Below are 14575 nucleotides of genomic sequence, written 5' to 3'. Positions count from 1 at the left end.
CCCGGTCGGCCGAAGGTTTCAGTGTGGGAATCAAAGTAATATTTCTCTGAATGTGTAGGAGCAAGTCCCGCATTAACCGGCGACTTCGCAGGATCACGGTCGTTTATGCGCATAATGCATTGTTGCCTACCTGCATGAGATGATCGGGGCGCCGCTCGCAATTGGCTTGCACGTGCCATGTAGTTAAGCGGCAGCCCGCACACACAGGCGCTTAGCGGTATAGCGCCTGAACGAACGACCTTTTAACCGCGGTGACTGCGGAAAAAATCTCTAACCTTTTCCGACGCATTAATCAAGTGCAAACTCTTGTCACCGAACGCGTGAAACCTCTCTGATTGTTAAATGCAATGCCGAGTGGTTTGCTGTTAAAAATATCGGTTATCATCGCTGCCTTCAGCGATCGGTCACGGCGACTTAATCCGGCCGGCATCAAAGTTAATATCGTCGCATCGAACCAGAAAAACTCAGATGAAGATGTCGCGTAAAAAGATTGCAATTCTCGTGGCCGCGCTTCTGATCGTGGCCGGCATCGTCATTCAGGCCGTGTGGCGTCCGTTCGCACATCGCAAGGCGACTAACGCGGGCGAAGTGGTTCTGGACATTCATCATCCCGACGCGGTGATCGACAGCGAAGCGCTGGCGAGTTTACCGCGCGACATGTTGCGCGTGCCGCTGCTTCACGACGTGCTCACGCAAGACTTCGTCGACTACTACGAATCGGCGAATACGCGCCTTTCCGCTGAAGGTGCATTGCGGCGTCTCGCGTTCGAACATCAGCTTGACTGGCGCGATGAATTGATCCGCCGCGTGTTCGACGAACCCGCGCACGTGTTGCTCTGGCGTTCGCCGGATGGCCGCCTCGGCTATTGGATCATGTCGATGCGCCGCAATGGTCTTGCGAAGCTGTTGCAGGGCTTGGGCAACGTCGCCGCAAGCGACACACAACTGAGTCAGGTCGCCAGGCTCTCCGGCGATGTACCGGTCTATGCGTTGAAGCTCGCAGTTGGCCGAACGCTGCTGTTCGCGACGAAAGACGATCGCCTCGTCGTGCTGTCCGCGCCCGGCGTTCTGCTCGACGAAAAGGGCGGCCTGTTGGGCGAACGCGCCGACGCTGTGTCCGACATGCTGTCGTCCGGTCGCGACGCCGCCGCACGCGCATATCAACTGGATGCTTCGGGAGACGCGCCGAAGGGGCATCGTCTGGTGGTGTCGGCGAATTACCTGTCGTTCGGTTATCAGGCGTTCTTTTCGGGCATCGACGCGCTGCGGTTCGACTTCTCGCCGAATGGCAGCGCGCCTGCGACCTGGCGGACCTCGGCCTTGATCGAGCCGGGCAAACTGCCGCAGCAGTGGAACAGCGCGGCCTTGTGGCACGCATTGCCGGCGAACGCCGCAGCGTGCGCGAGCCTGCCCGCGGATTGGAAGGAGGCATCGGCACTGCTTGGCAAGGTGGCCAATGGGGCGGACGCCGCTGGGGCAATCGGCGATCGTCTGACGGGGCCCGCAGCGGTGTGCTGGTATGCGAAATCCACGCTGGTCGCGCCGGTTTTCATCGCTCAAGTTAAAACGCAGGACAAGACACAGGACGCGGCCTCGCTCATTGCGCTAAAGACCGCCCTCGACAAAACATTCGGTGACGTGATTGGTGCGTATGAGGCAAAGGCCGCAAAGACGGACGGCAACGACGCCGGCTATCGCCGTCTGCCGGTCACGAGGCGCGACCTGGGTGCAGACGTCACCGTCTGGCAGCGGCCGGTCAGCGCGCGTTCGGGCACGGCGTCGAGCAGTAGAGCGTCGTTCGCGTCGCAGCTATCGGCCGAGCGCTATTTCCCGGTGACGCTTGCGCTCGCGCACGGCTATCTGATCTTCTCGCCCGACTCACGTCTCGTCGACGACACGCTGGCAGTGCTCGACAAGCGTTACCCAGCGCTTGCAGACACGCTTGCTCCTGAGCGTTTGCCGCGCACCATTCTGACGCTGACGCCTTCGTCCGCTGCAGCACTGATCGAACGCGAAGCTGGCGCCGCACTGCCCGCCGATCAGGAGGCTGTGTTCCGCAACGCCTCGCGTACGCATCTCACGCCAAAGCTGCGCGCGCTCGCACACTATCCACCGGTTTCGCTGACGCTGCCGCAAACCTTGCCAGGCTCGACCGGCTGGGTACCGGTGGAGTGGTGGTTCGATCGCGCGAAAGGCGATGCGGGTTCGGCTAACGACTCGCCGCAAGCATCCGCAGATCAGCCTGGCACAGAGGGCGATTAATGCGTCGCCTTCGCTTAGCCGGCGCGACTTCAAGCGTTGCGGCGACTTCACGCGTCGTGGCGGCTTCACGCCGTGCATGGCTGTTGCGCATGACCGCGACGTTTGCAGCAGCGAGCGTCGCGCCTTATGCCCACGCGCTGAGTCCAGGCGCTACCGGTCCCGAGGCCGACGCGCTCACCGCGCAGCAATCGGCTGTGTTTCGCGCGTGGTTCACCCGCATCGTCGACCAGCAGATGCGCCGCGGGCCAACGCCGCGTTGGACGCAACGCGATTGTGCGGGGCTAGTGCGCTTTGCCGTCGGCGAGACGCTGCGAGCACACGACAGCAAATGGCTGCACGCCAACGGCATGACCGGCCTTGCCGACACGAGCAGCCTGCCGCCCGAACTGCAGTTGTCCGCGGCGCAGCGCATGATCGCGAATCGCTGGACGCAACTCGACGGTTCCACTGGCGCATACGCGTCGGCCATCGCGCTGATTCAACGCAATAGCCGCTTCGTTTCGAAAGACGTCAACCAGGCACTGCCCGGCGACCTGCTGTTCTTCGACCAGGGCGACGACCAGCATCTGATGATCTGGCTCGATCGCTACATCGCTTATCACACAGGCACCGTCACGCCGACCGATACCGGTCTGCGCGCGGTCGCCGTTTCCGACCTGATGCAATGGAAAGATTCCCGCTGGCAGCCGCTCGACGGCAATCCGAATTTTGTCGGCGTGTTTCGTTTGGACTTTTTGACACCATGACCCGAATGAGCTCTGTGATCGCGACTTGCAAATGGCTGAAGCCTATGCGCGGTCGCGCGACCGTTGCCAAGGCCGCGCTGTTTGTGGCGATTGCGCTGGCCACCGCAAGCGGCACCGCGCGCGCGGGCGACGACGCGTTGGCAGCGTCGGCGGCATCGGCAGATGCCAGCATCGCCGCGAATCCGACGCTCAATCCAGCGCCGTCGAGCAACTTCGCCTCGCAGAAAGTGGACGGTCAACCCTTCTTTCTCCTCTCGGATGCGAGCTTCGGCAGCAATCAGCTTGCGCAGGTCCGGCTTGAGGCGCCCGGCCGCGATTTCAAGGACGCATTGCAGGCATACGGCGGTGCGGACATCGTCGTGTATCGGGTGCCAAAGCCGCTCGAGTTTCTGAAGGCGCAAAAGAATCTGCATCGGCTGAATGTCGCGCCGAATTATCAGGGCGAAGGCCTCGCGAACACGCTGGCTTATCTGTGGGACCGCTGGTTCACCGAGGCGCGCCGCGCATGGCAGCGTGTGCTCTCGTTCGCCACCCGCAGCAAGGCAACCCAAGCCGCGCCGCAATTCAAGCTCGGCGAACAGACCGGCAAGCAGACGCAGTTCGAGCAGAACTCGCAGTTCGCCCCGCTGAAAGGCTATGACATGGTCGCGCGTTTTCGCTATCCGATCTGGGACGCGAAAGTGATCGAGCCGCCCAAGGGCGTGAACCTCGCGGGCAGCAGCAGTAACTTTATCGAGACGAGCTCCGGTAACGTAATGATTCCGGTCGGCAAGCTGCCGCCGGGCCTCTATATCGTCGAGTCGGTGATCGGCAACTATCGCGCTCATACGTTGCTGTTCGTGTCGGATACAGTGGCGGTCGTGAAAGCGGCATCGAGCGGAATGCTGGTGTGGACCACGCGGCGCGATAGCGGCAAGCCGGTCGCTAACACGCAAGTGAACTGGACCGACGGCGTAGGTGTGTTGCAAAGCGGCACGACGGGCAACGACGGCGCGCTCGTGCTGCAACACGTGAGCCCGGAGCGCAGCTATGTACTCGGTGTCGATCCGCAGGGCGGCGTGTTCGTCTCGGAGAATTTCTATTACGACAGCGAGATCTACAACACCAAAATCTACGCCGTTACGGATCGGCCGATGTACCGGCCAGGCGATCCGGTCCATGTGAAATTTATTGGTCGAACGTTTCAGAACGCGACTCAATCGTCGGCGCCTGCCGAGGCCGACATCAAGCTCGAAGTGCTCGACCCGAACGGCTCGCCGGTTGCAACGGCGAAGACGCATTTCGCTTCGGATACCGGCGCGGACACGTCGTTTTCGCTGCCCGCAGACGCAAGCGCTGGCGGCTATACGCTGCGGTTCGACTACAACGGCGATGTGTATGGCAGCGCGTTTCGCGTTGCTGAATATGTGAAGCCGCACTTCGACGTCAATCTTTCAATGGACAAAGCCGACTACGCGACCGGCGAGCCGTTGAAGGGCAAGATCCAGCTGCGCTATCCGGACGGCAAGCCGGTGCGCGACAGCAAGATCTCAGTCACGCTGCGCGCGCAGAAAGTGACGATTGTCGATGGTGAACTGCACTATGCGGGACTCTTCCCGGTCAAGCTCGAACAGCAGGAACTCAAGACGGATAGCGAAGGCAACGCGAGCCTGACGCTGCCCGCAGCGACCGAACCGAGCCGGTATGCGCTGACGCTGTTCGCGCAAGACCGCGCCGCATACAAGGTGCGAGTGACGCGCGAAGTCTTGATCGCGCGCGGCGCGACGCCGTACCGGTTGACTACGTCGAAGTCGTTTTCGCAGCCGAAGGAATCGGTGAGCTTCGACTTGCAGGCGCTGGCCGCGGTCGACCCGGCCGCGCATGTGCCGGCGAAATGGGAATGGACGCGCCTCGAATCGCAGACGCAAGCCGAAGGCGCGTTGAAAAGCGCGCCGAACGGCGCTGGCGGCAAGCTGTCGTTCGCGGTGCCATTCGATCAGCCGGGTTCGTACATGTTGTCGGTCAAGGACGACGCGGGCAACCTGCTCGCCGCCGTTAGCCATTGGGTCGCGGGCGACGGCCTGAAGGCGATTCCAGGTAGCGTCGAGATCGTGTTCGATCGCGACCGGTACAAGATTGGCGACACGGCGGAAGCGCTGATCACATTCCCGCTGCCCGTCGACGATGCGTTGCTGACGCTCGAACGCGACAACGTCGAACGACGCGCGCTGTTGAGCACGGGCGGCGACTGGTTGCAACTGCAGCGCGTGACGCCGTCTCAATGGAAGGCGCGTATCAAGGTCGGCGAAGACTTCGCGCCCAACATGACCTTCTCAGTGCTGTACGTGCATGCAGGCGAATACGCATTCCAGAACGCGGGCATCGTGGTGGCACAGCCGCAAATCGAATTGAACGTGAACAGCGACAAGCCTGTGTACGGTCCAGGCGATACCGTCACCCTGAATTTCGACAGCACGTTGAACGGCAAACCGGAAGCGGCGAATCTGACGGTGAGCGTGGTCGATGAAATGGTCTATGTGCTGCAGCCGGAGATTGCGCCGAACATCGTCGACTTTTTCTATCACCCGCGGCGTAATAACGTGCGGACGTCGTCAAGTCTGTCGTTCATCACTTACGACCTGGCGCGTTCGCCGCTCAAGGGTGCGCCGGGCGGGCCGCAACGGGCGAATTTCAACGAGCGCGGCGTGAAAGTGCTCGAACGCCCGCGCCGTGACGATCAGGATACGGCCGCCTGGGAAGGCAATCTGAAAACCGACGCCAATGGTCACGCCACCATGACGTTCAAAATGCCCGACTCGCTCGCGCGCTGGCGCATCACCGTGCGCGCGGCCGCGCCCGATGGCATGGTCGGCCAGCGCACCGCATACGTGCGCTCCGACAAGGCGCTGTATCTGAAGTGGAGCGGGCCGTCGCATTTCCGCATCAACGACCAGCCGGCTATCGACATGATCGCCTTCAACCAGACCGATGCGGACATGGACGCGCAGTGGCTGGTAGAAGGCGGCGGCCTGTCGCTCAATCAGAAGGTCACGCTTAAGCGTGGCGCGAATTATCTGCGTCTGCCGAGCGGCGCGCTGAAGGCCGGCGTGGTCAACGCGACCTTGCGCAAGGGCGACAAGGATGTGGACCGCTTGCAGACCACGATTCGTCTCGACGCGAGCGGCTGGCTCGATGTTCATCAGAACACTGTCGCGCTTGACGGCTCGGGCAAGCCGCTCAACCTGCCGCAAGACGCGCAGGACGTGAGCGTGCGTTTCGTCGGCAGCGCAGCGAGCCAGTTCTTGCGCGTGGCCGACGACCTGATCAACTACCCGTATGGCTGCGCCGAACAGACATCGAGCCGCTTGATTCCGCTCGCGCTCGCGCACGACGCGATCGGGCGCGGCGACAACGCGAGTTCGACGCAAGGAATCGAAGCGCTGTTGCGCAACCAGCGGCAACGTCTGGCTATGCTTGCGGGCGTCGGCGGCACGTTCGGCTGGTGGGGCGATACGACCGGCGGCAGCGCGCTGATCACGGCCTACGCGTATTACGCGGACTGGCTCGCGAGCCGCAGCCTCGGCATCAGCCTGCCGGCCGCGAACTGGCAACACGCGATGGAGGTTTATCGCGACGCCGGCGCTAAAGAGCCACTGCTTCATCGCGCGTTGGCGCTGTGGTTCATGCAGCAGATGGGCTTGCCGATCGCGACGCCGGTCTCGGGCGTGGCCGCCGACCTGATGAGCGACGCGGCGGCCACCGCCGCCGCGCCGGCTCGCAACGCCGCTAATGCTACGTATGGCGCGTCGGACAGCATCGTCTTTGCACAGGCCGATTCGCCGCGCGGCAAGGAGATGACGATGCTGCTGATCGCGAACATGGCGCGCGCGACGGGCGCGCAGACGCCGGACGGTTTCGATGCTGCATCGAGCGCCGCGCGTGTCTCGTTGAGCAACGATCCTGCGCCGCTCGTGCAAAGCCTGCTTGCCATGTCCGGCGAAGGCGCGAGCGTCGATGCATCTGCATTGCTTGCAAGAAGCAGCGCCGATTACCCGACGCTCGACCGCGCACTGACGCTGCTATGGCTGCGCAAGGCGCTCGGCGGCGATGTGGCGGCTGGTTCGTTGCCGTCGCTGCAAGGCCCGGGCTGGACGCGCGCCGCAACGCCGACCGGCACAACACTCTGGAAATGGACCGCTGCTGGTGTGCCGTCCACACTCGACGCAGGAGTCGCACGCACGGACGTCAGCGCAATCGTCTCGTTCCGCAGTCATACGAGCGAAGACAGCCGCTTGAACATCGGCGTCGCCCGCCGCTTGTACAAGCTCGAACCGGTCGAGGTAAAACCCGCTCCTAAAAAGCAGGGCGCAGGCGAGAGCAATGTGGGGCGCTCCGCGTTCACAGCGCGTCTCGTGAAATCGGGCGACGCGATCGACAGCAATGCACTGTACGTCGACGAAGTCACGCTCACGCCGCGCTCGGGCAACGCGTATCACTACGGCCTGCTCGATGTGCCGCTGCCGCCGGGCGCGAGCGTCGAAGCGACGAGTTGGGGCGTGTCGATCGAGGGCTTGCCTGGCGAGAAGGAAGGCGAGAGCGGCCCGCAACCGTTCGCGCGTGCTGCATCGTATGAAATGGGTGAGCTCTCGTATCACCAGCCGGTGCCGTTGCTCGATCGGCCAGTCGCGTTGCGGCAACTGGTGCGCTTCGCATTGCCGGGCACATTCGCATTGCCGCCCGCGCGCTATTTCCGCATGTATCAACCGGACGCGAAGGCGTTCGAAGGCGGCAAGAGCGATCGCGTGACTTCGTTGCGCATCCAGTAAGCGACACAGACCATGTTCCACGCGCTTTTCCGGACTGTCCGCGATCTTCTTGCAGCGATGATGCTGCGGATCGCGGTCGCCGTGGGCACGGTGGCTGCCGTGTGCGCGGTGTGCATGAGCTGCGGCGTCACACTCGAACGCGCGTATGCGGCCGGGCCGGCTTCATTTCAGCCGGCGTCGAAACAGACATTGCGCTTCGCGTGGTTGCGCGATGGGCAAAGCCAGCTGTGGCAAGCCGACGTCGACGGCGCCGTTAGCGGCCTGTCTCCGCAATCCGCGCTGCCGTTGCCCGCCACGCTGGAAACGCCGCTTGGCAGCGTGTGGAAGCTGTTTGTCTACGGCTATCTGGTGGATCGAAATATCGCAACGCCAGACTACACATGCAGCGGCGGCGATCCCGAAGAAGTGTATTGCTGCATGACGGGCGGTCACGTCGATCGCGAGCATGCGCTCGTGAAATCGTGCGGTCTCTTTTTCGAACCGGGGCGTCTGCAACTCGATCCCGCCGACTGGCGCAAGTATTGGACAGCGGTACACGCACCCGCCTGGCTGCGCGACCTTCGCGCGATGACGCCGACGTATCGTGTGCCCGTCGTGCAACTGCTTGCCGCATTGCAGGCGATGCCCGCACGCCCACGCGAAGCGGCGGCCAGCACGCTGGTCTCGGTGCTGACGAGCGGGCGCGGCGAAGGAACGGTGTCGCTCTACGGCAGCCTGCTGCGCGCGAAAACCTGGACGATGCCCGATACGGCCCGGCCAGGGGCATCGGTGGGCGGCGCCGCAGGCTGGCTAGCGGATGGCACGCCGGTCTGGCTCGGCGGTCCCGGCGGCAGCGCACGCGTGCTCGCGTTGGCTGCACCGCGCATTGCGCCGCTTCTCACGCGAGTCACCGTGCCCGATGACGGCGCATGTGTCGTCGTCGATTTCTTCAGCCGCTATCCGATTCGAGAAGTGCTCGGCCAGAAAGGACCCACGACGGTGGCTGACGGGCTGCTGAACGGCGAGTTTCGCGTTGGCTTTGTGAACGGCAACTGGACGCGACTGACGAGCCGCGGCGAGTTGCGGCTCGACCATAGCGCTGCGGGAGCGCCGCAAGTGATCGGCCGCTTTGGCATGAACGACTATGTGGCGCGCGTAGTCGAGCGCGAAGGCGATACGGCGCAGCCGGAAGCGGCCAAGGCGCTCGCCGTGGCGGCGCGCACTTACGCCGTGCAGCACGGCGTACACGATCACGGCTGTTTGCGTATCGACGATAGCAGCAACACCCAGCGCGTTCTGCCTCGCGCGCCGACTGCGGCGGCGCGTGGTGCCGCTGATATGACCGACGCGCTCGTGCTGACCGGCGTGCCTGTCCAGTATCACCACGACAAGGCCGCGGCAGGGCAAATGAGCTGGCTTGCCGCGAAAGCATCCGCGCAAACTGGCCTGACGTTCGATGCGATCCTTGCCCGCACATGGCCGCAAGCCACGCTGACTTCGTTTCAAAGTCCCTTGTCCGGCGATTGCATCGCGGTGACCGGCGCGCGCGAGTGGCTGGAGCGCAATGCGCCTTCCTGGGCGCGGCGCATGGATGGTGCGGCTGGATACGAGACGCCCGACCTGCCGGCCGTGTGTGCCGTTCGCGAAGGGCGTCCGTACGCGGACGCGCAGCGCAATCGCGTCTATGTGTATCGCTTGCAAACGGAAGAGGATCGCATCGCGTTGGCGCATGAATATGTTCACCTCGCGTTTCAGCATCATCCGCGTGGGCTCGACGAAGATTTTGTCGAGCGCACCGCCCGCATGCTGATTCGTACCGACAATCCGATCCAATGAACCACGTCACCTCCTTATTTTCGTTGAGCCGGCCTTCAGTGCTGCGGCGGGTTCGCCTGCGCGCCGTGCTGCTCGTTGCTGTCACTGCATTCGGCGTGTTCGGCACAGGCGTCGTGACACCGGCCCGCGCTGCTAGTACCGACGGCGGCGTCGCCGATCTCACCGGTTCGTTCGGCGGCTGGCGTCATAGCGGGCTGACGAATGAGGGCGAGCAATACGTCGCGGCGTATCCGCGGCCGCCGGTCGATCGTGGCGCACAGCGTTACCGCACATTGATCGAGGGACGCCTGAAGCGTATCGACAAACACGCGCGCAAGCCGCCGACGCTCGTGGTCAACGGCAATCCGACGCCGCTCTACACCGACGACGAAGGCGCATTCGCGCGGCCGTGGGCGTTCGGTGCGGGCTCGAACAGTATCGAACTCATTTCTGCCGACGGCAGGCAGCATCAGCGCATGCAGTTCTATGAAGCGGACACCAGCAAGCCGCAGGCGAAGCTGCGCGCAATCGTCACGTGGGACGATCCTCACGCTCAGGTCGATTTGCATGTGATCACGCCGGGCGGCCTGCACGCTTTCTTCGCCAATCCGACGCTCGAGGACGGCAGCGGCTTCGACGTCGACTCGGTGGACGGCGCGGGGCCGGGGATATTTTCATCGGCGGCGCCTGAGCGTGGCACGTGGCTGTTCTTTCTCAATTACTGGGGCAACTTTGATACGACCGGCTACAACTTTGACGCGTCCGCGCACGACCGCGACGTAATCACGGCGACGTTGACGCTGGTCTTCAACGAAAATACGCCGAACGAGCGGCGTGAAACCATGGTTGTGCCGCTGCGCAAAATCGGCGACCTCATGCTCGTGAAGAGCGAGCGACTATGAAAGCGGGGCGGGAGCAGTCACGATGAAGCCCAAAACGACGGGATGGATGAACGCGGCTGGCCGCAGCTTGCTGGTTCTCGCCTGCTTGCTTGGCGCGTCGGCCGCGCATGCAAGCGATATCGACTTCGCTGCGCCGCTAAACGGCTGGCGCAATACGAGCGGCGACAGCGAACGCTATACGCAAGACGTGCATTATCCGGCGGTGTCCGTAGCGGCGCCGGAAGGGCAGTCGAAGCTTGCGCTGATCGAAGGGCAGATTCGTAATGCACCGAAAAGAAAGGGCAAGACCGTGGGCACGCTGGTGGTCGACGGCACGCCGTTGCCGCAGCGTGTAGAGGAGGACGGCAAGTTCTCGCGGCCCTATGCGTTTCCTGCGGGCAGCAATGGAGTTGAATTGCGCGCGCCGGACGGCAGCCGCAAGCGCGTTCAGTTCTATGACGCCTATGGCGGCAAGACGCAGCCGAAGCTGCGCGTATTGCTCGCGTGGGACACGGACGGCACGGATCTCGACCTGCACGTGGTATCGCCGGACGGCGCGCATGCGTGGTACGGCGAGCGCGTCGTGGCGAACGGCGGCGCGCTCGACGTCGACGTTACGACGGGTTATGGGCCGGAGATTTATTCATCGGCCGCGCCGCTGAAGGGCACCTATCTTGTCTTCGTAAATTACTACGGCAGAGGTAGCGACCGAAGCGACATGACCGTCGCTCAAGTGACGATCATCACCAATGAAAACACGCCGAACGAAAAGAGCGAGACGATCCGCGTGCCGATGCGCAAAGCCGGCGAACTGACGCTAGTGAAGACGTTTGTGATGCCTTGAGCGCAGCCGCGTTGCCGTTCGTTTCTGACTCCAGACTTGCCGCGTGCAGAGGACGAAAACTGTGCGCGCTCAGGCACTTGGACTACTCTTGCGCAGGATATCCACAGCCTTCTGAACAGTTTCTGTGGACAACATCATGCGGGGCGGAACGCATCGTTGCTGGCACGCGCGTCTGCGCTTACCGTGCCTTACAGGACTTCAAGTTTCAACCGGTCCCGGTCGATAGAGCCTGTATCCGGCGCTACGCCGAACGCCTAGAAGAAACGAACGGAGGTTGCAATGCAAATCGACAGTGCGTTGCCGTCAACACGACAAGCAACTGACCGCACTACACGGAGTGCGTCGTCAACGCCCGTCACTGGCGACAGTGACGCCACCGCGCGGTCTGCTACCTCGAATGCGTCGGAGCAGGACGAGGCTGTGCGTATCTCCACGGAAGGCGCTGCTGCGGCGGCTCACGACACGAATGTAGTTGCTGGCACGAGCGCGGCCGGTGCGGAAGGCGAGGGCGCATCGGCGACGGATTCGTCCGCTGTGAAGTCGTTTGCGTATGGCACGCTCGGGCTGGAACGGCCAGATCAGCCGCACGAAGCGCGCAACGCTTTCTACACGGCGGGACGCTGGCTGGCGGCGGGCATCACCCTTGGCGGGATCATCTCGCTGCTTATTTGAGTTGAGAACGGTGGGATTCTGAAGCTTGAGGCGGGAAGTGCGCTTGCCGTGCATGGCGCACGGCAAGGGCGGTGAAACAGAGTCAGGCTTGCTGGATCAGCGGTCGAGGAACGACTTGAGTCGATCGGCACGGCTCGGATGCATCAGCTTGCGCATGGCCTTGCTTTCGATCTGGCGGATGCGCTCACGCGTGACGTCGAACTGCTTGCCCACTTCTTCCAGCGTGTGGTCCGACTTCGTGTTGATGCCGTAGCGCATACGCAGCACCTTCGCTTCGCGCGGCGACAGCGAATCGAGCGCATCGTCGATTGCGGCGCGAAGGTCGGCCTGCATTGCAGCGTCTGCCGGCGACGATGCCGCCGAGTCTTCGATCATGTCGCCGAGCGTGGCGTCGCCGTCGTCGCCAACCGGCGTTTCCATCGACACCGGCTGCTTGGCGATCTTGAGGATGCCGCGCACTTTCTCTTCCGACAGGTCCATGCGCTCGGCCAGCACCGACGGGTGCGCTTCCTGACCGGTCTGCTGCAGGATTTCACGCGAGATGCGGTTCAGCTTGTTGATCGTTTCGATCATGTGCACCGGCACGCGGATCGTGCGCGCCTGATCGGCGAGCGAACGCGTCACGGCCTGACGGACCCACCACGTTGCGTACGTGGAAAACTTCCAGCCGCGGCGGTATTCGAACTTGTCCACCGCTTTCATCAGGCCGATGTTGCCTTCCTGAATCAGGTCGAGGAAAAGCATGCCGCGATTCACGTACTTCTTCGCGATGGAAATGACGAGACGCAGGTTCGCCTCGATCATTTCGCTCTTGGCTTTGCGCATCTTCGATTCAGCCGCGACCATCTGGCGGTTGATCTCTTTCAGGTGCTTGAGCGGCAGCGAGACGGTGGCTTCGATGTCGATCAGCTTTTGCTGTTCCGACTGAATTGCCGGCAGGTGACGCTCGAGCGCGGCGCCGTACGAGGTCGTGCCGCGTGCTGCGCGCTCGGTCCAGCCGAGATCGGCTTCATGACCCGCGAACGATTCGATGAACTTCTCGCGCGGCATGCCGCTCTTCGTCACGACGATCTGCAGAATGTTGCGTTCGATTGCGCGAACCTGCGCGACCTGATGCTGCACGTCGCCGCACAGACGGTCGATGGTGCGCGCCGTGAAGCGGATTTTCGCGAGATGTTGCTGAATTTCTTCGCGCGCGCGCTGATATGCCTTGGAGCTGACGTCGCCGCGAGTGTGCGACGCGTTCATCTGGTCGTACAGAATGCCGACTTGCGCGAAGATCTCCAGGCAGTCGCTCGTAAGCTGCTTCAGACGCGCTTCGTCTGCTGCAGACGAATCGGCCGGGCCGACGTCGTCGTCGCTATCGCTGTCGTCGTCTTCTTCCGCGTCCGAGTCCACGTCTGCTGTGGCTTCGGCGCTCACGGTCTCTTCTTCCGCCGCGATGTTGTCTTCGTTGAGACCGTCGACCAGTTCGTCGATTCGCAACTCGCCGTCCGCAACCTGCTGGGCGCTTGCCAGGATCGCGGAAATTGCGAGCGGGCATGCGGCAATGGCCTGCACCATTTCATGCAGACCGTCTTCGATACGCTTCGCAATCGCGATCTCGCCCGCGCGCGTCAATAACTCGGTCGCGCCCATTTCGCGCATGTACATGCGCACGGGGTCGGTCGTGCGGCCGAACTCGGAGTCTACGGTCGACAACGCGACTTCGGTTTCTTCGTCCGCCTGATCGTCGGAAACGACTGCCGGGGCGTTCGAGTTCAGCAGCAGCGTTTCCGCGTCGGGGGCCTGCTCGTAGACCTGCACGCCCATGTCGTTGAACGCGCTGACGATGCTGTCGATCGCCGCGGTTTGCGCGAAGTTATCGGGCAGGTGGTCATTGATCTGCGCGTGGGTCAGGTAACCTTGCTCCTTGCCCAGCTGGATCAGCGCGCGCATCTGGCGCTGACGTTCTTCGGCTTGCTGCGGCAGCAGCTCGGCCGCGACGGGGATCGCTTTGCCCGCGCCTTTGCCCTTGGGCGTACGGCCCGACGGAGCCTTCGTGTAGGCTGCGGTTTCGTGTTGCGAATCTTCGCGATCAAAAGGGTTCACGTATTCTCCTCGAGAGGCTTCGCTATGAGACGCAAGACGCGACCGTCAGGCGTTTCGAGCATGGCTCAACATCACCTGAGTGACTCAACGCGGTTATATGGCTGTGTGCTCTGGGGAGCAAAAAGATGAGCCCGCTTGGAGCGGGCCGATAGAAATGTGCGAAATTCGCGCGGCTCGCATTATATACGAGCTTGCGCCTTCGCGCGCATTGTGCGCAGCAATTCGTCGCACGCTGTTGCCGCAGATCCGTGCACTGTCCGCCAGTGGGGCGCGAAGCGGCGTGCAAAAAGTTTGCTGCAACAACGAGCAGTTCTCTCCCGACGGACGGCAGACTCCCGACTATAGACCAACTTGTTCGTGTTCACACGACTGCGTTCCTCTGCGGACCGAAGGCCTATATGTAGGGCGAACGCTTTGCGCGCCGATTGGCGCTTCTGTGAAAGAAAATTCGTCGAAGGGGGTTGACGACCTGTCACTCGC

General features: G+C 62.8%; 8 protein-coding genes. 7 read left to right on the top strand and 1 reads right to left on the bottom strand.

The features are described 5' to 3' along the window. The first annotated feature begins 468 nt into the window (after positions 1-468). From BCA01S_RS17655 to BCA01S_RS17625, 7 genes are all read left to right on the top strand, one after another. A complete protein-coding gene (locus tag BCA01S_RS17655) occupies positions 469-2262 on the top strand; it encodes a DUF2138 domain-containing protein (RefSeq protein WP_027778037.1) in 1794 nt (597 codons plus the stop codon). Further along, positions 2262-3008, top strand: a complete 747-nt coding sequence (locus BCA01S_RS17650) for a DUF1175 domain-containing protein (protein WP_042318869.1) — start codon at positions 2262-2264, stop codon at positions 3006-3008. The genes BCA01S_RS17655 and BCA01S_RS17650 overlap by 1 nt, the downstream gene beginning before the upstream one ends. Further along, entirely contained in the window at positions 3005-7813 is a 4809-nt protein-coding gene (locus tag BCA01S_RS17645; RefSeq protein WP_027778035.1) for an alpha-2-macroglobulin family protein, read from the top strand. Before BCA01S_RS17650 ends, BCA01S_RS17645 begins: the two co-directional genes overlap by 4 nt. A gap of 12 nt (positions 7814-7825) precedes the next feature. Continuing rightward, on the top strand, positions 7826-9628 hold the full coding sequence (locus BCA01S_RS17640; protein WP_027778034.1) for a DUF2300 domain-containing protein: 1803 nt from the start codon (positions 7826-7828) through the stop codon (positions 9626-9628). Beyond that, positions 9625-10509 carry a YfaP family protein gene (locus tag BCA01S_RS17635; RefSeq protein WP_027778033.1) on the top strand — a complete coding sequence of 295 codons (885 nt, stop codon included), beginning with the start codon at positions 9625-9627 and terminating at the stop codon, positions 10507-10509. Before BCA01S_RS17640 ends, BCA01S_RS17635 begins: the two co-directional genes overlap by 4 nt. Positions 10510-10531: 22 nt before the next feature. Continuing rightward, positions 10532-11332 carry a YfaP family protein gene (locus BCA01S_RS17630; protein WP_027778032.1) on the top strand — a complete coding sequence of 267 codons (801 nt, stop codon included), beginning with the start codon at positions 10532-10534 and terminating at the stop codon, positions 11330-11332. 279 nt (positions 11333-11611) lie between these two features. Continuing rightward, entirely contained in the window at positions 11612-12004 is a 393-nt protein-coding gene (locus tag BCA01S_RS17625) for a hypothetical protein (protein ID WP_027778031.1), read from the top strand. 96 nt (positions 12005-12100) lie between these two features. Here the strand turns inward: BCA01S_RS17625 and rpoD are convergent, their stop codons facing one another. Further along, positions 12101-14095: an RNA polymerase sigma factor RpoD gene (gene rpoD / locus BCA01S_RS17620; RefSeq protein WP_027778030.1), complete on the bottom strand. Its 1995-nt coding sequence runs from the start codon at positions 14093-14095 to the stop codon at positions 12101-12103. Positions 14096-14575 lie beyond the last annotated feature (480 nt).

This window comes from Paraburkholderia caledonica NBRC 102488, from assembly GCF_000685095.1.
In the GTDB taxonomy this organism is placed as follows: Bacteria; Pseudomonadota; Gammaproteobacteria; order Burkholderiales; family Burkholderiaceae; genus Paraburkholderia; species Paraburkholderia caledonica.
This window is presented reverse-complemented; position numbering and strand designations above follow the sequence as displayed.

Excerpts from the sequence above, each read along its gene's own strand:
- BCA01S_RS17635 (WP_027778033.1), top strand. The coding sequence starts at position 9,625 with ATGAACCACGTCACCTCCTTATTTTCGTTGAGCCGGCCTTCAGTGCTG.
- BCA01S_RS17630 (WP_027778032.1), top strand. The coding sequence starts at position 10,532 with ATGAAGCCCAAAACGACGGGATGGATGAACGCGGCTGGCCGCAGCTTG.
- BCA01S_RS17625 (WP_027778031.1), top strand. The coding sequence starts at position 11,612 with ATGCAAATCGACAGTGCGTTGCCGTCAACACGACAAGCAACTGACCGC.
- BCA01S_RS17655 (WP_027778037.1), top strand. The coding sequence starts at position 469 with ATGAAGATGTCGCGTAAAAAGATTGCAATTCTCGTGGCCGCGCTTCTG.
- BCA01S_RS17645 (WP_027778035.1), top strand. The coding sequence starts at position 3,005 with ATGACCCGAATGAGCTCTGTGATCGCGACTTGCAAATGGCTGAAGCCT.
- BCA01S_RS17650 (WP_042318869.1), top strand. The coding sequence starts at position 2,262 with ATGCGTCGCCTTCGCTTAGCCGGCGCGACTTCAAGCGTTGCGGCGACT.
- BCA01S_RS17640 (WP_027778034.1), top strand. The coding sequence starts at position 7,826 with ATGTTCCACGCGCTTTTCCGGACTGTCCGCGATCTTCTTGCAGCGATG.